We start from the raw sequence: 20,374 nt of genomic DNA, 5'->3' as shown, positions 1-20,374 counted from the left end.
CGCCGTCCAGCGGATGAGCCCAGCCTTCAACGCTGTGGTAGGGCCGATGACCGTCGTGTAACCTCGCCCGCGAGGCCGAGGCAGATGGAGCAGCAAGACCCACGCTCGAGGGTGCTGGTCGTCGATGACAACGAGCAGAACCGCGCCCTGGCGCAGGCCACGCTCGAGGACGATGGCTACGAGGTCGTGCTCGCCGTCACGGGCGAGGAGGGAATCGAGCAATTCCAGCGCCACAAGCCCGATTGCGTGCTGCTCGACGTGCGGATGCCGGGGATGGACGGGTTCGCCGTGTGCGCGCGGATCCGCAGCCTGCCCGAGGGCGCGAGCACGCCGATCGTCTTCTTGACGGCGCTCCGCGACGTCGACACGTTCGACAGCGCGCTGCGCGCCGGCGGCGACGACTTCCTGACGAAGCCGATCCGCCCGTCGGAGCTGCTCGTGCGGGTCCAGGCCGCCCTGAGGCTGCGCCGGCTCGGCGCGGAGCTGCGCGAGCACGTCGAGCTCGTCCGGCAGCAGCGCGACGCGCTGATGCGCCTCCAGCTCCAGAAGGAGCGGCTCATGGCGTTCGTCGTGCACGATCTGAAGAACCCGGTGAGCAGCATGGACCTGCACGCGCAGTTCCTGCTCCGGGACCGCGCGCTCTCGGAGCAGGCGCGCGACTCCGCGCGGCACGTCCGCGACCAGGCGCGGGCCCTGCTGCGGCTCATCTACAACCTGCTCGACATCAGCAAGAGCGAGGAGGGGAGGCTCGCCCCCGAGCGAGCGAGCGTCGATCTCCGCGCGCTCGTCCTCGAGGTGTTCGCCGCGCTCGACCTGCGCGCGAGCTCCCGGTCGCTCTCGCTGCGCGAGACCGTCGAGGTGCCCGCCGTCAGGGCCGACCCGGACCTGCTCCGCCGCACGCTCGAGAACCTCCTCGAGAACGCGATCCTCCACGCCCCGGCCGGTACCGCGGTGACCGTGGGCGCCGCGAAGCGCGGCGCTGACGTGGAGATCCGCGTCGCGGACGCGGGGCCGGGCATCCCCGCCGAGATGCGCGCGCAGGTGTTCGATCGCTTCGTCCAGCTCGGAGGCGACGCTCCGGCCCTCCACCGCGCCGGCCGCGGCCTGGGGCTCGCGTTCTGCAAGATGGCCGTCGAGGCGCACGGCGGCGACATCCGGATCGAGGACAACGCCCCTGGCGCCGTGTTCTGTGTGAGGCTCCCCGATGACACATGAGATCTCCTCCGTCGAACGCCTGTCAGCACCCGAGCAGGCGCCCCATGGGCCTGGCGCTCGCCAGATCGACGACAGCACGTTCCGCATGCTCATCGACGCGGCGCCCGACGCCATGGTGGTCGTCGACGAGCACGGACGTATCGTGTTCGTCAACGTCCAGACCGAGCGGATGTTCGGCTACACGCGCGGCGGGCTCATCGGGCAGGCGATCGAGATCCTGCTCCCGGAGCGATTCCAGCGGTCTCATGTCGGGAACCGCTCGGCGTTCATCGCCGCGCCCAAAGCGCGCCCCATGGGGTCGGGGCTGGAGCTGTTCGGCCGCCGGAGGGACGGCAGCGAGTTCCCGGTCGAGATCAGCCTCAGCCCGCTGACGACCGAGGGGGGCACGCTCTTCTCGAGCGCCATCCGCGACATCAGCGACCGCAAGCGCCTGGAGGCCGTGGCGCAGCGCACGAGCGACCTCCTGCGGAGCGCGGTGGAGAGCTTCCAGGGCGCGTTCGCCGTGTTCGACGCGCAGGATCGGCTCGCGCTCTGCAACAGCGTCTACCGGCACTGGCTCGGCGCGCGGGTGGACGGCCCCATGATCGGGCGGAGCTATGACGAGATCGTCGGCGAGAGCCTCGCCGCGGGGCTGTTCGCCCTCGGCGGCGAGCCTCCGGCCGCCTTCCGCGAGAGGATGCTCGCCTACCACGCGGAGCCGGATGGCACGCTGGATCTCTGCACGAGCGACGGGCGCAGCCTGCGCGCGACCGAGCGCCGCACGGCCGAGGGCGGGACGGTGTGCACCCTCTGGGACATGACCGGCGACGTGCATCGCGAGGAGGAGCTGCGCAAGGCGCGGGGCATCGCCGAGGCCGCGAGCTCCGCGAAGAGCGAGTTCCTCGCCTCGATGAGCCACGAGCTCCGCACGCCGCTCAACGCGATCCTGGGCTTCGCGCAGCTCTTGCACCGCGACAGGAAGACGCCGCTCACCGATCGTCAGAAGGAGAGGATAGAGCACGTCCTCAAGGGCGGCGAGCACCTGCTCAAGCTCATCGACGACATCCTGGACCTCTCGCGCATCGAGGCGGGCCGCGTCACGGTGTCGATCGAGCCGGTGAACGTCCCCGAGGTGCTGGCCGAGGTGAAGACGACGCTCGACCCGATGGCCCAGCGCGCCGGGATCGAGATCGCGCTCGCGCCCCTCCCCGCGGAGCTCCCGAAGATCACGGCGGATCGCACGCGCTTCGCGCAGATCCTCATGAACTACGGCTCGAACGCGATCAAGTACGGCCGCAGGGGGGGCCGCGCCACGATCGCGGTGTCGATGCCCGAGGACGGGGTCGTGAAGATCTGCGTGATCGACAACGGCATCGGCATCCCCCAGGAGCAGCACGCGAAGATCTTCCAGCCCTTCCAGCGCGCCGGCCAGGAGACGGGGCCGATCGAGGGGACCGGGATCGGCCTCGCCATCACGAAGCGGCTCGCGGAGCTCATGGGCGGCGGCGTCGGCTTCGCCAGCATACCGGGCGAAGGGTCCGAGTTCTGGATCGAGCTCCCGGCGCACCAGGAGCCGCCGGCGGTCGCCGCCCCGGCGCAGGTGGACGCGCGCCTGGAGGCGTCGCCGCTCGCCGCGCCCGGCGGGGTCCGCCATTCGGTCCTGTACGTGGAAGACAACCCGTCGAACATCGCGTTCATGGAGGAGCTCATCTCCGAGTTCGAGCGCGTCCACCTGATCACCGCGCCGAACGCCGAGATCGGCATCGAGCTCGCGCGCTCGCGGCAGCCCGAGGTCGTCATCATGGATATCAACCTCCCCGGGATGAGCGGCTACGAGGCCATGCGCAAGCTCGAGGAGTGGCCGGAGACGCGCGACATCCCCGTGATCGCGCTCAGCGCGGCGGCGATGGCCCGGGATACCCGCCGCGCCGAGCAGGCCGGGTTCTATCGGTACCTGACCAAGCCGGTGAGGGTCGACGAGCTGACCACCGTCCTCGAGGAGCTCCTCCTCCGGCCGTAGCGCGCCGAGGCGCGCTATCCGGCCGTGGCGCGCCGAGGCGCGCCGACACGACCGCCGTTGCGCCCGCTGACCGGCCTATTGGCGATCGGGCCGCCGATCCGCGAACATGGCGCGCACGGAGCTCGACCGCCATGACCCAGGCAGATCTCCCTCCCGAGCGCGCAGCCCCCGGCCTTTCTGGCCCGGCGGGCCCGCCGGTGTTCGTCGCCCGCGGTCTGACCAAGATCTACCGCATGGGCGAGGTCGAGGTGAGCGCCCTGCGCGGCGTCGATCTCGACCTCTACCCGGGCGAGCTCGTGGTCCTGCTCGGCCCCTCCGGCAGCGGCAAATCCACCCTGCTCAACATCCTCGGCGGCCTGGACGTGCCCACACAGGGCACGGTGCGCTACCGGGACGACGACCTCAGCAGCGCCGACGACGCCGGCCTCACCCGCTACCGCCGCGAGCACGTCGGCTTCGTCTTTCAGTTCTACAACCTCATCCCCAGCCTCACCGCGCGCGAGAACGTCGCCCTGGTGACGGACATCGCCCGCGATCCCATGCCCGCCGCGGAGGCGCTCGGGCTGGTCGGCCTCGGCAAGCGCCTCGACCACTTCCCCGCGCAGCTCTCCGGCGGCGAGCAGCAGCGCGTCGCCATCGCGCGCGCCGTCGCCAAGCGCCCGAACGTGCTGCTCTGCGACGAGCCCACCGGCGCCCTCGACGTGCACACCGGCAAGGTCGTCCTGGAGGCGCTCGCCCGCGTCAACCGGGACATCGGCACGACGGTGGTGGTGATCACCCACAACGCGGCCATCGCCGGCATGGCCGACCGGGTGGTCTCCATCGCCGACGGCCGCATCGCCGCCGAGCGCCGCAACACCGAGAAGCTCCTCCCGGAGGAGATCGCCTGGTGATGCGCGCCCTCACCCGAAAGCTCTGGCGGGACCTCTGGCAGATGCGGGGGCCCGCGCTGGCGATCATGATGGTGGTCGCCGCGGGCGTCGCGGTGTTCGTGGCCTCGCGCAGCGCGCTGGACTCGCTGGAGCTGACGCGCGCGTCCTACTACGAGGAGTACCGCTTCGCCCACGTCTTCGCGCGGGCCAGGAGGGCCCCGGAGTCGGTCGGCCGGCGCGCCGCCGAGCTCCCCGGCGTGGTGCAGGTGCAGACCCGCGTGATCATGGACGTCACGCTCGCGCTCGACGGCGTCACCGAGCCCCTCACCGGGCGGCTCATCTCCATCCCCGAGCGGCGCGGCCCCATGCTCAACGACCTCTACCTGCGCGAGGGCCGCACCATCGAGCCCGGCCGCGACGACGAGGTGCTGCTCGGCGAGGCCTTCGCCGAGAAGCGCGGCCTCCGCCCGGGCGACAGCGTGGAGGCGGTGGTGAACGGCCGGAAGCGCCGCCTCCGCATCGTCGGCCTCGCCCTCTCCCCGGAGTACGTCTACCAGATCAGCGGCAGCAGCCCCTGGCCGGACGACGAGCGCTTCGCGGTGATGTGGATGGGCTCGGAGGCCCTGCGCGCCGCGCTCGACATGCGCGGCGCCTTCAACGACCTCACCCTCACCCTCGCCCAGGGTGCCTCCGAGGGCGACGTCATCGCCGCCCTCGATCGCCTGCTCGCCCCTTACGGCGGCCTCAGCGCGCACGGCCGCGACCGGCAGATCTCCGACCAGTTCCTCTCGGACGAGTTCCGGCAGCTCCGGTCCACCGGCACCATCGTCCCCACCCTCTTCCTCGCCGTCGCCGCCTTCCTGCTGAACGTCGTCGTCTCGCGGGTGATCAGCACCCAGCGCACGCAGATCGCGACCCTCAAGGCGTTCGGCTACTCCAACTGGGCCATCGGCCAGCACTACCTGGAGATGGCGCTCGTGCTGGTGCTCGCCGGCTCGGCCGCGGGCGTCGGCGTGGGGCTGTGGCTCGGCGGCGGGATGACCCGCCTTTACGCCGCGTACTACCGCTTCCCCGTGCTCGAGCTGCGCGTCACCGCGGGCACCGCCGCGCTCGGCGCGCTGATCAGCGTCGCCGCCGCGACGATCGGCGTCGCGATCGCCGTCCTGCGCGCGGCCCGCTTGCCCCCCGCCGAGGCCATGCGCCCCGAGGCGCCAGCGCGCTACAGGCCCACGCTGATCGAGCGGCTCGGCCTCGGCCGCCTGATGACGCCCGCGGCCCGGATGGTCCTCCGCAACGTCTCGCGCCGCCCGCTGCGCGCCCTGCTCGCCGCCTCCGGCGTGGCCCTCGCCGTCTCCATCGTGGTGGTCGGCCGCTTCAGCGAGGACGCCACCCACTACATGGTCAACCTGCAGTTCCGCCTGGTGCAGGGCGAGGACGCGGCGGTCTTCTTCTACCGGGCCGTGCCCCGCGCCGCCCTCACCGAGCTCGCGAGCGTGCCCGGCGTCCTCCGCGCCGAGCCGCTGCGCGCCGCGCCGGTCATCCTGCGCGTCGGCCACCGCGAGCACCGCACGGCCATCCTCGGGCTGGCCCGGGGCTCCGCCGGCCCCCCGGGCGCCGCGCCCGACGCCAGCCTGCACCGCACCGTCGATCGCCACGGCGCCTTCGTCCCCATCCCCGACGAGGGCCTCCTCCTCGGCGCCTACCTCGCCCGCAAGCTCGGCGTCCGCCCCGGCGATGAGCTCACGGTCGAGGTCCTCGAGGGCCACCGCCCGGTGCGCCAGGTCCCGGTCGCCGCCCTCATCGACGACCTGGTCGGCGCGTCCGCCACCATGGACCTCGACGCCCTGAACCGCCTCCTCGGCGAGGGCGACGTGATCTCCGGCGCCTACCTCGCCGTGGACCGCCTCGGCGAGGAGGCCGTCTACGCGCAGCTCAAGCGCACCCCCGCCGTCGCCGGGGTGAGCACCACCCGCGCCGCACTGGAGAGCTTCGACAAGATCATGGGCGAGAACCTCGGGGTGATGCGCACGGTCCAGCTCGTCTTCTCGAGCATCATCGCGTTCGCCGTCGTCTTCAACAAGGCGCGCATCGCGCTCGCCGAGCGCAGCCGCGAGCTGGCCAGCCTGCGCGTGCTCGGCTTCACGCGCGCCGAGGTCAGCCGGATCCTGCTCGGTGAGCTCGGCGTGACCACGCTGGCCGGCATCCCGCTCGGCATGGGCCTCGGCTACTACTTCGCCTGGGCGATGTGCCAGGCCTACGAAGACACCGAGATGTTCCGCTTCCCGCTGATCATCCACCCCTCCACGTACGCCTATGCCGCGCTGGTGGTGCTCGTCTCCGCGGCCCTCTCGGCGCTGGTGGTGCGCCGCCGCATCGACCAGCTCGACCTCGTGGGCGTGCTCAAGACCAGGGACTGACGCATGAAGCTCGCCCGGAAGATCCCCTATGCCCTGCTCGCGGCGCTGCTCGTCGGCGCCATCGTGGTGGCGTTCCTCCCCAAGCCAGCGCTGGTGGAGGCCTCCACGGTGACGCGCCGCCCGCTCGTCGTCACGGTGGACGGCGATGGCCGCACCCGCATCACGGACCGCTTCGTGATCTCCGCGCCTGTGGGCGGCCAGATGCCCCGCCTGGAGCTGCACCCCGGCGACCGGGTGAAGCTCGGCGCCATGCTCACCGAGATCGCGCCCATCGACCCGCCGCTCCTCGACGCCCGTTCCCGCGCCCAGGCCGAGGCCCACGCCCAGAGCGCCCGCGCCGGCGTCTCCCAGGTGAAGGCGCGCGTCGCCCTCGCCGAGACCGCCCTCGCCCAGGCCCGCAGCGAGCTCGCCCGGGTCAGGACGCTGCACGAGCGCGGCGGCGTCGCCCGCGCCGAGCTGGAGACCGCCGAGTTCCGCGAGCGCGCCGCGCAGGCCGAGCTCGAGAGCGCGCGGTTCGGCGCCCGTGTCACCCAGTTCGAGCTGCAGACGGCCGAGGCCGCGCTCGTGCGCATGAAGCCCGAAGGGCCCGGCGCGCCCGCGAGGAAGACCGGCGCCGGCGATGCCAGCGTGGCCATCCAGAGCCCCGTCGACGGCACGGTGCTGCGCGTCTTCCAGGAGAGCGCGGCGCTCCTCCAGGCGGGGGCGCCCATCCTCGAGCTGGGCGATCCCGCCGCGCTCGAGATCGTCATCGACCTCCTCTCCAGCGACGCCGTCGCCGTGCGGCCTGGCGCCGAGGTCCACGTGGAGCGCTGGGGCGGCGAGGCGCCGCTCGGCGCTCGGGTGCGCCTCGTCGAGCCGAGCGGCTTCACCAAGGTGTCCGCCCTCGGCATCGAGGAGCAGCGTGTCAACGTGATCGCCGACTTCTCCGGCCCTCCCGAGGCCCGCAAGGCGCTCGGCGACGGCTACCGCGTTTATGCCCGCATCGTGATCTGGGAGAAGGCCGACGCGCTCCAGGTCCCGCAGACCGCGCTCTTCCGGCGAGGCGAGCGCTGGGCGGTGTTCGCCCTGGCCGACGGCCACGCCCGGCTGCGCGACGTGGAGATCGGGAGGCGGAGCGGCGGCGCCGCCGAGGTGCTCGCCGGCCTCGACGAGGGCGACCGCGTGGTGGTGCACCCGAACGACAAGCTCCACGACGGCGCGCGGGTCGAGGTGCGTTAGGGGAGACCCGCTTTTCCGCAACCAGCGACGAAACAGGGGCCGACTCCGCCACCGCGGCGCTGGCGCCCCGGCGGAGAGGGCTTTGCATGGTCGACGAGCAGGTATTCAAGGGCGGCGTCAACACCGTGCGCCGGCGCGGTGACAGGGTCCACCGGCCCGCGACGGCGGCCACGCCTGCCATCCACCGGCTCCTGCGGCACCTCCGGGCGGCGGGCTTCGACGCGGCGCCGGAGCCGCTCGGGCGCGACGACGAGGGGAACGAGGTGCTGTCGTACCTCGATGGCGAGGTGCACAACCCGCTCCCGGCCGAGCTGCGCACGCCCGAGCTCCTCGCGTCCGCCGCCACCCTGCTGCGCCGGTTCCACGACGCGAGCGCGACGTTCGTGTCAGGACCGGACGACCGGTGGCAGCTCCCGCCCCGCCCACCGGCCGAGGTGATCTGTCACGGCGACATCGCGCCCTACAACTGTGTCGTCCGCGGCGGCCGGGTCGTCGGCTTCATCGATTTCGACACAGCTCATCCGGGCCCGCGCGTGTGGGACGTGGCGTACGCCGTCTACCGTTTCGCGCCGCTGCACGCGCCGAGCAACCCGGACAGCGCCGGCAGCCCCGAGGATCAGGCGCTGCGCGCAGCTCGGTTCTGCCGCGCTTATGGCTACCCGCCAGGGCCCCTGTTGCTCGACACCGTGGCCGACCGGCTCGCGGCGCTGCTCGCCTCCATGCGCGCGCGGGCCGCGGCCGGCGACGTCGCGTCCCAGGCGCACATCGCGGCCGGGCACCCTGCGCTGTACGAAGAGGACATCCGCTATTTGCGAGATCAGCGCGATCGGCTGCTGCGGGCATTCACCCCGTGAGGGACACGGGCGCGAGCGTTCATTCCTGCTCCTCCTCGCGAAGCGCGGCGCCGGGGGCGAACAGCGCCTCGAACGGCACGTTCGTGAGCTCGCGCGCGAAGCGGCCGATCCTCGCACGGACGTGTGCCTCTCTCCGCCGGGCGTCGACGCGAATCACCTTGGCGGCGAGAGGCTCGTTCGGCACCCCCGGCCCCAAGGGCCAGTAGACCGCGACCGACGTCCGCGGCCGGATCTCGGAAATGCGGAGAGGTTGGATATCGCCGATCTGCTTCGAGTAGACGCAGAAGCCGTCCTCGTGTCCGGGGGCCTCGAGAACGATGCTGCGAACTGGCTCGGTTCGACCGCCCTTCTGCGCCTCGACGACCCGACCAAAAAGGGCATCCATATGCCCTTCGAACCACGCACGCGGGTTGTTCGAACGCAGCCGGATGCGCCACTCCCTGCGCTTGACTCCCTTGCTCTTCATTTCGATTTCATCCACCGCGGCGCACTGGTAGAACATGTTGATCGTGCGCTGGATGTCGAGCGTGAGCTGGTCGAGCTCCGCCGAGTCGAATCCGGCCGGGAACTTCAGCGGTGGCGCCGACTTCAGGGTCGTCTCGGTCTTGCGGAAGTGCATCTCCTTGATGCTTTTGTCGCGGTTGCACACGGAGCACAGCGTCTGCAGGTTGTGGGGCTCGTTCGTCCCGCCGTGATAGAGCGAGATGATGTGGTCCACCTGCAGCCTCTTTCGCCGCGTCTCGCCACAGCAGAGGCAGCGCTCCCCGTCACGACGGATGACCTCCCGCTTAACCTGCTCGGACGGCTCCTGGTCGACGAGCCGCTGAGCCGGCGCGATCACGCCACCCGCCCGACGAGCGCCGCCCGCGCCCGTCGTGCGCTGAATCTCCGCTTCGACCAGCATGCGGAACTGCTCGCGGAAGAGATCGAACGTGGGGATCATCGCGCGCCAGAAGCGCCGCTCGTCGATGTAGATCGCCTCGAGCTGCTGCCGCGTCCGCGCAGGCCCCCAGTCTTCCGCCGCGGCGACCTTCGCCAGCGGCGTCAGATCGTGCTCTTCGCGGTGCTCGAACGGAGAGAACGGCGGAGGCTTCCCGCCCGTCTGCGCGAGGTGTCGAACCAGATGGAACAGGTTCATGCCGAGGCCGCTCGCGGTCTTGCCCGCGTGGGCGAAGAACTTCTTGCACCAGCGTTCCATCTGCGCCTCCACGGCGTCGTACTGCACCTCTGGATCCGCGAAGCGCCCGAGATCGGCCCTGGCCGCGTGCACAAGGAACGCGTCGTAGTGCTCCTTCTCGTCTCCGTAGACAAGGACCATCGGGCGCGCGTGCTCGGTGTCCTCGGAGCCCGACACCTCGACGTCGAACTCGGGCAAGTACCAGCCGAGCGGCAGCATCTCGAGGAACGACGCCGGCGCGATCTCGCCGAGCTCGATCCACCGCGCGAGCTGCCGGACCAGCGCGATCGACACCAGCTGGAGCGGCATTCTCTTTCTCGGCTCAGGCTTCGGTCTGTCGATGCCCGTGCCCCAGACGTCATCGAATTCCGCCCACTGGATGGCCTCGCGCCATTCGTCCATGAAGAGGACGATGTTCGCGGTGGAGGTTCCACCGAACTTCGGCCCGCGGAGGGCGCGGCCGACCATCTGGCGCAGCAGGATCGGGCTCGTCGTCTGTCGCGTGAGGAAGACGCTCTGGACGTTGGGGACGTCGGTGCCTTCTGTCAGCATGCGCACGTTGATCAGCACGTCGAGTTTGCCTTCATGGAACTTCTTCAGCACGGCGGCATTCTTGTCGCGCGACTTCTGATTTCGGGCCTCGACAGAGCCCGGGGTCACCTCGACGTGCGAGTACATGACATCGGCGCGCACTCCGTGCGCGCGTAGCTTCTCGCGCAGGTAGTCGCACTGGAACCACCGGTCGGCAAAGATGATTGTCTTCCCGAGCTCCTGGCGGCGGTCGACGTAGGTCTTCCAGATCTTGTCGTTACGCTCCTGGTTCTCCGCGAGCCGGGTGATGATCTCTTCTGGCATATCCTGGAAGGTCGCGCGCCACCGCTGAAGTTGCCCGGCGTCGACCTTCGGCTCGAACTTCGTGCTGCATGGAATCGGGATCGGCTTGGCGAGGATGCCCATCGCCATGAGCTTGGAGGCGCTCACCTCGAACAGGATCCTCTGCGGGAAGAGCTTCGCCAGCCAGCCTTCTCCCCTCTTGTCGTTGTACATCGGGGTCGCGGTGAGCCCGAGCAGCTTCATCTTCGGCGCCTCCTCGCGCAGCGCGAGGAGGAACTCGGTGTACGACGGGGCGGGCGCGTGGTGCGCCTCGTCGAACACCACCATCAGCTTCCCCTTCGCCGCGGTCAGGAACGCGCGCAGAGCAGCGTGATTTTCGCGGTGCGCGCGCACGGCGGTCTGCAGCGTGCAAATCACCACGTCGTCATCGCGCTTGACGGCTGCAATCTTGCTGTGCCCCGGCGTCCCCGAGACGACCCTCGCCCGCAGCCGCTCCTTCGGCTCGTGGATCAAGCCGACTTCCATCGCCTCGGCCCCGTCGCTGCGCTTTCCAAAGCCATCCAGGGCTTGTTCCAGGAGGTGGTGCGTGTGCGCGAGCCACAGCACCTTGTAGCCATCGCTCAGCGGATTGCGGCAAAGGAACCGCACGGCCGTGAAGGTCTTGCCTCCTCCGGTCGGGAGGACGAGCAGTCCTCCCGCATCGGGTGTGGGCGCTGACTCGTACCACACCCGGAGCCTCGCGAGGGCCTCCGTCTGGTGCGGCGCCTCGGCCTTCTTCGACGGATGCTTCCTCGCCTCGACGAGGTTGTAGTCACGATCCCATTCGCTGATGGCACCCATTGGATCAACCTTCTCGAAGGTTCGGACACGACAACACGTCACCAGGCCTCACGGAGCATCCTTGCCGGCGCGCAGGCCGGCTTTTCGACGTCCGCGTGCCTTGTCGGGGTCTCGGTGGGAATCACGTCCGTCACGAGGCGACGTGCGACGCGCTCACGCCTGTCGCGCGATGGTTCGGGCCCCCCGAGCCGGTGGTCGTCGTCCAGCCATCCGCCGGCCGAACTACCGTTCCGTGAGTCCACCCGAGTCCGTCCAACATGTTCAGGCTATCTGGCGAACGGCGGCGATGTCAATCCCGCTTCCCCCCGAGGAGCGCGGCGTACCTGCCAGAGGGCGCGGGACGCGAAGGCTGGGCCTTTGCGCTGCGTGGCGGGTCGCGTAACCTGTCGCGGTCGGCGCCCGCCTGGCCGTAGCGGGCTGGGGCGATCGGTCTCCTTCCAAGAGATCAGAAGCCATCGTCCTCCCACGCCCGTCCTGCAAATCGCCAGTGTGTAGGCGCCGGCGCTCTCTCCGCGCCGCGCGTCCCCCATCCTCCCCTCCACCCGCCATGAGCAAGACGAAGACAGAGGTCATCATCCAGCAGTCGTTCGTCGGCCTCCTCTACGAGGACGGCGCCTTCAAGGCCGTGCTGCCCCCCGGCAAGGCGCAGCTCAAGCGCGGGTGGTTCGACGACGTCGTCCGCACGGTGACGCTCGTCGACATGCGCGAGCGCTCGTTGACCATCAAGGGGCAGGAGATCCTCACCGCCGACAAGGTCGCGATCCGGGTGAGCCTCCTCGTGTACTTCAAGATCACCGATGCCCCCGCGGCGGTCCACAACGTCGCCTCCTACGAGGAGCGCATCTACGAGGACGTGCAGCTCGCCGCGCGGCGCTTTCTCGCGAGCCGGAGCCTCGAGGCGATCCTCAGCGATCGGAACGAGATCTCGGACGCCGTGCGCGACGACGTGAAGGGCACCGCCGCCCGCTACGGCGTGGAGATCGTGCGCGCCGACGTGAAGGACCTCGTCTTCCCCGGCAACCTCCGCGAGATCATGAATCAGGTGCTCGAGACCGAGCGGCGGGCCGAGGCCAAGGTGATCCAGGCGCGCAAGGACGCCGAGGCGCTCCGTATCCAGGCCGAGGCGGAGAACGAGCGCGCGCGCCAGAAGATCGAGGCGACAATGCAACAGACGCGCCTCATGGCCGAGGCGGAGAAGGAGCGGATTCAGCTCAAGCTGACCGCCCAGATCGAGGAGGCGCGGGCGATCGCCGACAACCCCGCGCTGCTCAAGCTGCGGGAGATCGAGGCGCTCGGGGAGATGGCGAAGGCTGGAGGGAAGTTCGTGATCGGGCTCAAGCCCGAGGGGATGCTCGGCGACGGCGGCGAGCGGAAGTCCTAGCCACCTTCGACCGCCGACAGGCCCTCGAGCGGCCTGAGAGCCCGGCGGGCCACCGCCCGAACGGCGGCGTCCGGATCGCGCTCGGCGAGCCACGCGAAGCGCTCCTCCGCCCGCGCGATCTCGCTTCCCTTCGCGCCCGGGCGCATCGCGACGAGCGCCCGGATCGCGGCGCGCCGCACGCCGCCCTGCTCGTGTCGGAGCAGCGTCGTCAGGGGACGCACCGCCTCGCGCGCGGCGCTCGGGGCCGCCCGCGAGAGCCCGCGCGCGGCCGCCTCGACCACGGGCGCGTACGGATGCTCGAGCGCCGCGAGCAGCGCAGCGCGGTGGTGAAGCGCGCTCTCCGGATGTCGCGCGAGGAGCTCCGCCGCGCTCAGGGCGATCCTGCGGGACGCCGGCGCGAGGAGCTCCGCCACGACGTCGGCCGGCACGCTCCTCCCCGCCTGCGGGCCCAGCCGGCGCAGCGCATCGAGCACGCTGACCCGGGCGAGGATCTGCTCGTGACGCACCGACGAGGCCGAGCAGCACATGGGCGAGCACCGCTCCCCGAGCGGCTCACGCAGCGTCTCGACGAGCACCGGCACCGCGACGGCGGCCCGAAGGCCCATCCTCCCGAGCGTGCGCGCCACGTGGCCGCGCAGGAGCGCGACGTCCAGACGTGCATAGAGCTTCTCGTCGTACCCCTCCGCAGGACGTCGCAGGGCGAGGACCCGCACCAGAAGATCGGCCGAGAGCTCGGCCGGCGCCGGACCGCGGCGGAGCGGCATGAGCGCTCTGGCCGACGCCTGCCAGAGCGCGCGACGCTGCGGCTCCCGGAGGAGCGCCTCGAGGACATCCGCCGGCCGCCGGCGATCGGCCGTGCTCATCTCCTGACCTCGCGCAATGCCTGCTCGAATCCCATCCTGCGAAGACCCTCGCCGAGACCGGCCCGCTTCCCGCGGAACGCGAGGCCGGCTGCCAGGGAGGATATCTTAACACACGCGGTGGAGCTCACGTTCGGGACGGCCAACAGGCCTGCGCATATGGCACCTTCCGCTCCTCGGCGCGTCGGCCACACCACGTTATCATCCAGGCTCGGCCCGCTCGCCGGCGGTCGTTCCGATCCGCGACGAGGCCAATTTCGCTCGACGAAACCGCGCTCGATCGGCGTAGCGTGGCTGTATGACCCAAAGGCGCGATCATGCCCTCTCCTGCACGACGCTCTTGCTCATCGCGTGTGGACTGGCCGGCTGCGGCAAGGCCTCCACGCCGCCCGCGGCCGCCCCCGAGCCGCTCGCACCGCTCACGTTCCGGCGCTCGGCGGACGACATCATCCTCGCCGCGAAGCTGCCGCCAGAGACCGCGCCGCGCGCATCGCTCGAGATCCACCGCCTCGACGCTTACGCTGCGTGCAACGCGGCGCAGGTGCGCCTCTCCGCCAGCGTGAGCGCGCGCGCGGACGCGGGGCCGAGCGCGCTCACGCTGTCGAGCCTCGTCATCGGCGGCCTGGGGCTCGCGGGCGGCATCGCCACCACCGCGCTCGCCGCGGGCCTCGAGGCCCCGCAGATCCCGGCGGGCACGCCGTCGCTCCCGGACGCGGAGCCGCCGGACGTGGAGGGCAAGACGGGCGTGATCGTGGCGGGCGTCGTCACGGGTGTCGCCGTCGTGGGGGCGGTCGTCGGGACGCTCCTGCTCGTCGGCGGCGACGACGACGACGAGGATCGCAAGCACAAGCTCGATCTCGGCGCCGGCGGCGCGGGGGGCCTCCGCGACGCCATCCGCGCCTTCGAGGCCGCGTGCCCGGACGAGCCGCCCGAGGACGCCCTCGCCGCGTGCATCGACAGGGCGCGCGCCCTCCGCGAGACCTGCGCAGCCCGGTGAGGTGGGCTCCGCCGGCGGCTCAGCGCGCGAGCACGTCGAGGAAGCGCTCCTCGTGGAACCCGACCGAGATCCGCGTGTTCGTGCCCTCCATGGCGCGCGCCCCCCACTCGCCCTTCTCGCGGTAGATCTCGACCTCGACGAAGTCGCAGACGCGCTCGTCGAGCGCGCAGGCGGCCGCCACGAGATCGTGCATCGCCTTGCCCACGCCCTTGTCTGCCAGGTACCGATCGAGCGCGTCGATCATCCTCGTCAGGCCGCTCCGCGGCGATCGACCGGAGACCCGGCGGCTCAGCGCCTCGCGCATGGCCTCGGTGTAGACGACCCCGTGACATACGTTCTTCGAGACGAACCTGCGCTCTCCGATCTGCGGTGAGGCGAGCAGCGCGAGCGTCTCCCGGGGCGCGCCGCCGGGGTTATAGCTCGGGCAGGTGAGGCGCCCGCGGAACTTCTCGAGCGGCTCGGCGACCAGGTTGTCGCCCGCGAAGCCGCCTTGCTGGACCCAGCGAGCGAGCCGGAGCCCGGGGACGTCCTTGAACGCCTTGCCGATGTTCTTGGGCGCCGCCCCGACGAGCACCGTGGCGTCCGGCTCGCGGAGCAGCTCGGCGAGCAGCGCGGGGCCGCCCGCGACCTCGCCGGCCGGGTGCTCCAGGATGCCGGGGCCGTAGCACGCCTGGTGGAAGCCGGAGACCCGCGCCTTCTTGCCCTCGCTCGTCGCCCACCACGCGGGGCCGTGCAGCGCGCCGATCGGGACCTCCGCCCGCCCGCAGCGATCCAGCCCCCAGCGGACAAGCCGGCACTGATCCTCGGAGCCGGGCGTGACGAGCACGCCGAGCAGCTCGACGTCGGGGTGATCGGCGAGCCAGAGCAGCGTCATGAAATCATCCGGGTCCGCGGTCTCCATCTCGAAGATCATGCGCTTCACGCCGCACCTCCATGCCATCGCGCCGCAGAGCAAAATTGAATAGTCTCGTTCCGAGCGGGCAGCCGGAGAGACGACCGGCCGCCCGCCGGAGCCAGCGCTCGACCCGCGCCGCTGCGCGCGGCCAGGCCGCACGACCCCGAGGAGCGAATGAAGCGCATACACCTGTTCGAGATAGAGGATTTCAGCTGGTTTCCCGGGTGGCTGCGGGCCTGCATGACACGCCTCATCGTGGTCATGCACAGAGCGCTGGGCACGCGCGAGGCGCTGGTCGAGCTGATCGCCAGAGCATTGAAGGAGTCGAGCACATCGAACATCATCGACCTCTGCTCCGGGAGCGGCGGGCCGATGATCGACGTCGTACGGACCCTGCGCGAGAGGCCCGGGTTCGAGGGCATCCAGCTGACGCTCACGGACCTGTACCCGAGCAAGGAGGCGGCGGAGCTCATCAACAACCAGGAAGGGAGGAACGTCTCCTACCAGACAACCCCGGTTGACGCCACGAAGATCGACGGCGACGAGGCTGGTCTCAGGGGTCTCAGGACAATCGTCGGCGGCTTTCATCACATGAGGCCGGAGGACGCGAGAAAGATACTGGAGTCGGCCCAGCGGAGCAGGCAGCCCATCTGTGTCTTCGAGATCAGCGACAACAGGGCTCCGACGTTTCTCTGGTGGCTCGCCCTCCCGATCAACTTCGTGATGTGCCTGCTCATCACGCCCATGGCGAGGCCCATGACCGTGCGGCAGCTCGTCTTCACGTATATCGTGCCGATCATCCCGCTGTGCTTCGCATGGGACGGAGCGGTCTCGTACGCGAGGATCTACACGCTCGATGACCTGGATGAGCTGTTGAGCGGGCTGCGGAGTGAAGATTACCGATGGGAAAAGGGAGTGACCGGCGGGAGAGCGAAGAAGCTCTATCTTCTCGGCATTCCGACCCGCGACGCCGGCTCCGGCGGCTGAGCCGCTCCGGCGCGGACGAACCGGTACGTACCGGTCGTACAGATCGCCGGAGAGCGCGCGGCGAGCGTGATCCCAGGCTGTATGTCCCCCTCGTGCGCTCCGACGATTGGAGTAAGGCCATGCCTTCGTGTGCGTCGCGGATTGCGCCCTACTATTCGTGTGCGGTCATCGATCTACCTTGTTACGCGCAATCCCGGTATGCCTGTCCGGTTGCGGAGGGGAATACGATGGCTGACGCAAACGGAGCACTGAGCTCGCTGGATGACTTTATCGCACACTCCACGGAGATGCTGTTCGTCGCCGGAGGCGACGGCGCGCTGCTGCGATGGAGCGACGCGCTGGGCCGGACGATCGGGCCCGCGCTCGCGCACGGAACCCCGTTGACCGAGCTCTTCCACCCGGAGGATCGCGGCGCGCTCACCAAGAGGTGGGAGCAAGTGCGTGAGAGCACGGCCCCCATTCACGTCCACGGCCGCGTCATGAGCGCGGAGCGCAGCTACAAACCGCTCGCCTGCGTCGTGCGCGGCGCGCGCTCGGATGGGCTGGTCTACGGCTCGTTCCGTGACGCGCCGGCCGGCGACGGCGCGCTCGACGAGCTGACCGAGCTGAGGGCACGGGACAGGATGCTCCGCGCCTTGATCAACACGCTTCCGATAGCGATGTGGGCCGTCGATACCGACGGAACGTATCTCTACCATGAAGGCAAGGGGCTGGAGGCCGCCGGCCATCAACCTGGACAGCTCGTCGGCGCGAACATCTTTGACCTCTACGGCGAGGCCAGGGGCGCCGTCAGGCGCGCGCTGGCCGGCGGCCCGGTGCACGGGCTGGCCGAGGCGCACGGCTGTGTATGGGAGAGCTGGATGGTCCCCCTCGCGGAGGAAGCGGGGCACGTCAGCACCGTCGTCGGGTTCTCGCTCGACGTGACGGAGGGGCAGCGCGCGCAGCAGGCCCTCCAGACGAAGCTCGACGTGATCGAGGCGCAGCAGCGGGTCATCCGGGAGCTCGCGGCGCCGATCATCGAGGTATGGGACGGCGTGCTGGCGCTGCCCATGATCGGCGTCGTCGACAGCGCGAGGACGGCCGACGCGATGGAGAGCCTGCTCGAGGCGATCTCGAGCCGCGGCGCGCGCTTCGCGGTCCTCGACCTCACCGGCGTGCAGATGGTGGATACGAAGGTCGCCGATCACCTGATCAAGCTCGTGCGGGCCATCCAGCTGCTCGGCGCCGAGGGGATCATCTGCGGCATCCGCCCGACCGTGGCGCAGACGATGGTGGCGCTGGGGCTCGACCTCAGCGCCATCGTCACCAAGGCCAACCTGCGGGCCGGCCTGATGCACTGCATGCGGAGCTTGTCCGCGCGCCCGGCGCCGCCCCACCGCAACATCGCCTGACACGCCAGCGGAGGACGAGGCACCCGGCGCCAGCGCTGGCGCTGCTCCCTGGACGCCCGAGCTCAGAACAGCTGGACGTCGTCGATCTCGATGCCGAGCGGCTGTCCCACGGGCGTGCGCCAGTTCAGGTTCATGACGCTCCACGGCTCGAACGGCACCAGCGTGCCCCACCCCTGCTGCATCAGATCCCACCAGCGCAGCTCCACGGTGACCCACTCCGTGCCGACCCAGAGGTCGATACCGTGGCTGTCGTAGCAAGCCGAGCAGAGCCCGCCCTCAGGCGTCGTAAGGAGCGTGCCGACGTCGAAGCGAACCTGCGTGCCCTGGCCACGGATGTGGAAGCGGATGCCCTGGAACGGCGACACATCGACGGGCCACATCTCGAAGGACAGCGTCACGCCAGCGCCCGACGCGGACGGCACCCCGGGGGAGCGCGCCGCGAGCGCCCTCGAGCTGAAAGGCCCCGGAGCGGGCAACAGGTCGACCGGCGGGACGGTCCCGTCGTCGTACGTCACCCACGGCCCCGTGAACGGCGGGGCGCTGCGCGCGTACGGCGCGAAGAGGAGGAAATCGCCGTCCTCGAAGTCCTCGATGACGAGGCCCGGCATCGCGCAGACGGGCAACCACCCGCAGTCCGGATCGGAGCAATCCGTGAGACCGTCCGCATCGTCATCGGAGCCGTTGCTGCAGGCCCAATCGGTGTCTTCGCGCCACGACATGCAGTAAGGCTGCGACTGGCAGTCCGCATCGGCGCAATCCACGAAACCGTCCCCGTCGTCGTCGGCGCCGTTGCTGCACGTCCAGTCGGTGTCCTCGCGCACCGGCATGCAGTACGGCATCCACTGGCAGTCCGGATCGGCGCAATCCGCGAGGCCGTCCCCGTCGTCGTCGTAGCCGTTGCTGCACGCCGCATCGGTGTCCTCGCGCCACGGCGAGCAGAACGAATACCACTGGCAGTCCGGATCGGCGCAATCCGCGAGGCCGTCCATGTCGTCATCGGCGCCGTTGCTGCAGGCCCAATCGGTGTCCTCTCGCACCGGCGCGCAGAACGGATACCCCTGGCAGTCCGGATCGGAGCAATCAGGGCGGCCATCGCCATCATCGTCGTAACCGTTGCTGCACGCCACATCGGTGTCCTCGCGCAGCGGCGTCGTGTCGTCGACCCCGATGACGATGTCGAGCCTCCCGTGCCCGACCGAAATGACGTCGCCATCGGCCCGGAACTGGAACGCCACCGTCGACGTCGCACCTTCGCCGATGTAGACCCACGTCGGGTTCGCCGACGTGAGGGACGCCGAGACGGGCTGGTAACCGCCGCCGGTCCACCGCTCGAGGACCCAGCCCGGCTGGAGCATCACGTCATAGTGGCCGACCGGCAGCAGCTCCGTGAGCGCCGGCGTGTCGCCGCCTCCGTAGATGGTCCGCGCCGTCGGGCCGTAGATATCGAACCACGCTTGGGAAAGGCGGTACGTCGCGCCCGAGGAGCTGTTCCCGACGAGGGCCAGGCTGAGCGAGCCGACCTCGGACTCCTGCTCGGCGTCATCCGGCGCGTCCGCCGTGCAGCCGACCGGGATCGCAGCAATGGCCAGGACCGAACATACGAAGAGTTGTCGCAAGTGTCTCATGATGACTGTCGTATCAGAGCCGATCGCGCGTGAAAAGCTGGATTCGTGAGGGCTCCATGACGTCGCGCGTCCATCGGCCATGCGGCCGTTGGCCGGCCATGCGGCCATTGGCCGGCCATGCGGCCATTGGCCAGTCAGAGGCTCGGCGCCGGCGCGTCGACGGCCTCGGCGGCCTTCGCGTGCCGCGCTTGCTCCCGGAAGTAGCCCTCCCGCTCCTCGGCGAAGGCGCGCGCCACGCTCGGACGTCCGTGGAGGCGCGCGTGGTACGCGGCGAGCGCCGGCCAGGACTTCAGGTCGATCGGCGTGACAACGGACCAGTTGAGCACCGCGAAGAGGTACGCGTCGGCGACCGAGAAACGGTCGAGGAGGAACTCCCGCCCTTCGAGCCGATCCGCCACCCAGCCGAGGCGGCGCGGCGCCCCGGCCAGCGCATGGGCCTTGACCTCGGCCGAGGCCGTCTTGTCCAGGAGCGGCATGTAGACCGCCTTGTGGAGCTCGCTCCCGATGAAGCCGAGCCACTGCTGGAGGCGCGCCCGGCCGAGCGGATCCCGCGGCGCGAGCTCCGCCTCCGGGAACCGATCCGCCACGAGCTGAAGGATCGCCGCGTTCTCGGCGAGGATCTCGCCTCCTTCGATCTCGAGCGCGGGGACGAACCCGAGCGGGTGGATCGCACGGTAGTCGGCGCCCCCCAAGGTCCGCTTCGTCTTCAGGTCGACCTCCACATACGAGGCCTCCGCGCCTGCCTCGTAGAAGGCGATGCGCGTGGCGAGAGAACATGCGAGCGGAGCGAAATAGAGCTTCATGAAAACCTC

Annotated in this window: 15 protein-coding genes; 10 read left to right on the top strand and 5 right to left on the bottom strand. The window is 70.4% G+C overall.

Annotated elements, in window-relative coordinates; translation table 11 throughout:
- The first annotated feature begins 84 nt into the window (after positions 1-84).
- From ACSRUE_RS23595 to ACSRUE_RS23570, 6 genes are all read left to right on the top strand, one after another.
- Complete coding sequence (locus ACSRUE_RS23595) at positions 85-1,215, top strand: hybrid sensor histidine kinase/response regulator (RefSeq protein ID WP_441292969.1); 1,131 nt, start codon at positions 85-87, stop codon at positions 1,213-1,215.
- Positions 1,205-3,214 (top strand): PAS domain-containing hybrid sensor histidine kinase/response regulator, encoded by a 2,010-nt coding sequence (locus tag ACSRUE_RS23590; protein ID WP_441292968.1) that lies wholly within the window; start codon positions 1,205-1,207, stop codon positions 3,212-3,214. The genes ACSRUE_RS23595 and ACSRUE_RS23590 overlap by 11 nt, the downstream gene beginning before the upstream one ends.
- Before the next feature lie 131 nt (positions 3,215-3,345).
- Positions 3,346-4,107, top strand: coding sequence for an ABC transporter ATP-binding protein (locus ACSRUE_RS23585; protein ID WP_441292967.1), 762 nt, complete (start codon positions 3,346-3,348; stop codon positions 4,105-4,107).
- The gene (locus ACSRUE_RS23580) at positions 4,107-6,503 is read left to right on the top strand and encodes an ABC transporter permease (RefSeq protein WP_441292966.1); all 2,397 of its coding nucleotides are present in this window, start codon (positions 4,107-4,109) and stop codon (positions 6,501-6,503) included. The genes ACSRUE_RS23585 and ACSRUE_RS23580 overlap by 1 nt, the downstream gene beginning before the upstream one ends.
- A 3-nt stretch (positions 6,504-6,506) precedes the next feature.
- Positions 6,507-7,721 (top strand): efflux RND transporter periplasmic adaptor subunit, encoded by a 1,215-nt coding sequence (locus ACSRUE_RS23575; protein WP_441292965.1) that lies wholly within the window; start codon positions 6,507-6,509, stop codon positions 7,719-7,721.
- 86 nt (positions 7,722-7,807) lie between these two features.
- The gene (locus ACSRUE_RS23570) at positions 7,808-8,575 is read left to right on the top strand and encodes a phosphotransferase enzyme family protein (RefSeq protein ID WP_441292964.1); all 768 of its coding nucleotides are present in this window, start codon (positions 7,808-7,810) and stop codon (positions 8,573-8,575) included.
- A 19-nt stretch (positions 8,576-8,594) separates the two neighbouring features.
- Here ACSRUE_RS23570 and ACSRUE_RS23565 read toward each other — a convergent pair whose 3' ends face one another.
- Positions 8,595-11,426, bottom strand: coding sequence for a DEAD/DEAH box helicase family protein (locus ACSRUE_RS23565; protein WP_441292963.1), 2,832 nt, complete (start codon positions 11,424-11,426; stop codon positions 8,595-8,597).
- A 547-nt stretch (positions 11,427-11,973) separates the two neighbouring features.
- Between ACSRUE_RS23565 and ACSRUE_RS23560 the strand changes: the two genes are divergently transcribed.
- On the top strand, positions 11,974-12,807 hold the full coding sequence (locus ACSRUE_RS23560; protein ID WP_438019877.1) for a slipin family protein: 834 nt from the start codon (positions 11,974-11,976) through the stop codon (positions 12,805-12,807).
- Here ACSRUE_RS23560 and ACSRUE_RS23555 read toward each other — a convergent pair.
- A complete protein-coding gene (locus ACSRUE_RS23555; RefSeq protein WP_441292962.1) occupies positions 12,804-13,670 on the bottom strand; it encodes a HEAT repeat domain-containing protein in 867 nt (288 codons plus the stop codon). The genes ACSRUE_RS23560 and ACSRUE_RS23555 overlap by 4 nt on opposite strands.
- Before the next feature lie 295 nt (positions 13,671-13,965).
- Here ACSRUE_RS23555 and ACSRUE_RS23550 point away from each other — a divergent pair, with 295 nt between their 5' ends.
- The gene (locus tag ACSRUE_RS23550) at positions 13,966-14,664 is read left to right on the top strand and encodes a transcriptional regulator (RefSeq protein WP_441292961.1); all 699 of its coding nucleotides are present in this window, start codon (positions 13,966-13,968) and stop codon (positions 14,662-14,664) included.
- A 19-nt stretch (positions 14,665-14,683) separates the two neighbouring features.
- Here the strand turns inward: ACSRUE_RS23550 and ACSRUE_RS23545 are convergent, their stop codons facing one another.
- Positions 14,684-15,586, bottom strand: a complete 903-nt coding sequence (locus ACSRUE_RS23545; protein WP_441292960.1) for a nucleoside hydrolase — start codon at positions 15,584-15,586, stop codon at positions 14,684-14,686.
- Positions 15,587-15,733: 147 nt separating this feature from the next.
- On the opposite strand from ACSRUE_RS23545, the gene ACSRUE_RS23540 reads away from it, so the two are divergent.
- Both ACSRUE_RS23540 and ACSRUE_RS23535 read left to right on the top strand, forming a co-directional pair.
- Positions 15,734-16,546 (top strand): hypothetical protein, encoded by an 813-nt coding sequence (locus ACSRUE_RS23540; protein WP_441292959.1) that lies wholly within the window; start codon positions 15,734-15,736, stop codon positions 16,544-16,546.
- A gap of 227 nt (positions 16,547-16,773) precedes the next feature.
- Entirely contained in the window at positions 16,774-17,937 is a 1,164-nt protein-coding gene (locus ACSRUE_RS23535; protein WP_441292958.1) for a PAS domain-containing protein, read from the top strand.
- Positions 17,938-17,999: 62 nt separating this feature from the next.
- Here the strand turns inward: ACSRUE_RS23535 and ACSRUE_RS23530 are convergent, their stop codons facing one another.
- Together ACSRUE_RS23530 and ACSRUE_RS23525 are read right to left on the bottom strand one after the other, a co-directional pair.
- A complete protein-coding gene (locus tag ACSRUE_RS23530; protein WP_441292957.1) occupies positions 18,000-19,562 on the bottom strand; it encodes a hypothetical protein in 1,563 nt (520 codons plus the stop codon).
- 134 nt (positions 19,563-19,696) lie between these two features.
- The gene (locus ACSRUE_RS23525) at positions 19,697-20,365 is read right to left on the bottom strand and encodes a glutathione binding-like protein (protein WP_441292956.1); all 669 of its coding nucleotides are present in this window, start codon (positions 20,363-20,365) and stop codon (positions 19,697-19,699) included.
- Positions 20,366-20,374 lie beyond the last annotated feature (9 nt).

It is taken from the genome of Sorangium sp. KYC3313, assembly GCF_052075895.1.
GTDB classification, from domain to species: domain Bacteria; phylum Myxococcota_A; class Polyangia; order Polyangiales; family Polyangiaceae; genus Sorangium; species Sorangium cellulosum_B.
This window is presented reverse-complemented; position numbering and strand designations above follow the sequence as displayed.

Coding starts and splice junctions, on each gene's coding strand:
- ACSRUE_RS23550 (WP_441292961.1), top strand. CDS start 13,966: ATGACCCAAAGGCGCGATCATGCCCTCTCCTGCACGACGCTCTTGCTC.
- ACSRUE_RS23585 (WP_441292967.1), top strand. CDS start 3,346: ATGACCCAGGCAGATCTCCCTCCCGAGCGCGCAGCCCCCGGCCTTTCT.
- ACSRUE_RS23565 (WP_441292963.1), bottom strand. CDS start 11,426: ATGGGTGCCATCAGCGAATGGGATCGTGACTACAACCTCGTCGAGGCG.
- ACSRUE_RS23555 (WP_441292962.1), bottom strand. CDS start 13,670: ATGAGCACGGCCGATCGCCGGCGGCCGGCGGATGTCCTCGAGGCGCTC.
- ACSRUE_RS23590 (WP_441292968.1), top strand. CDS start 1,205: ATGACACATGAGATCTCCTCCGTCGAACGCCTGTCAGCACCCGAGCAG.
- ACSRUE_RS23525 (WP_441292956.1), bottom strand. CDS start 20,365: ATGAAGCTCTATTTCGCTCCGCTCGCATGTTCTCTCGCCACGCGCATC.
- ACSRUE_RS23595 (WP_441292969.1), top strand. CDS start 85: ATGGAGCAGCAAGACCCACGCTCGAGGGTGCTGGTCGTCGATGACAAC.
- ACSRUE_RS23530 (WP_441292957.1), bottom strand. CDS start 19,562: ATGAGACACTTGCGACAACTCTTCGTATGTTCGGTCCTGGCCATTGCT.
- ACSRUE_RS23560 (WP_438019877.1), top strand. CDS start 11,974: ATGAGCAAGACGAAGACAGAGGTCATCATCCAGCAGTCGTTCGTCGGC.
- ACSRUE_RS23575 (WP_441292965.1), top strand. CDS start 6,507: ATGAAGCTCGCCCGGAAGATCCCCTATGCCCTGCTCGCGGCGCTGCTC.
- ACSRUE_RS23570 (WP_441292964.1), top strand. CDS start 7,808: ATGGTCGACGAGCAGGTATTCAAGGGCGGCGTCAACACCGTGCGCCGG.
- ACSRUE_RS23580 (WP_441292966.1), top strand. CDS start 4,107: ATGCGCGCCCTCACCCGAAAGCTCTGGCGGGACCTCTGGCAGATGCGG.
- ACSRUE_RS23540 (WP_441292959.1), top strand. CDS start 15,734: ATGAAGCGCATACACCTGTTCGAGATAGAGGATTTCAGCTGGTTTCCC.
- ACSRUE_RS23535 (WP_441292958.1), top strand. CDS start 16,774: ATGGCTGACGCAAACGGAGCACTGAGCTCGCTGGATGACTTTATCGCA.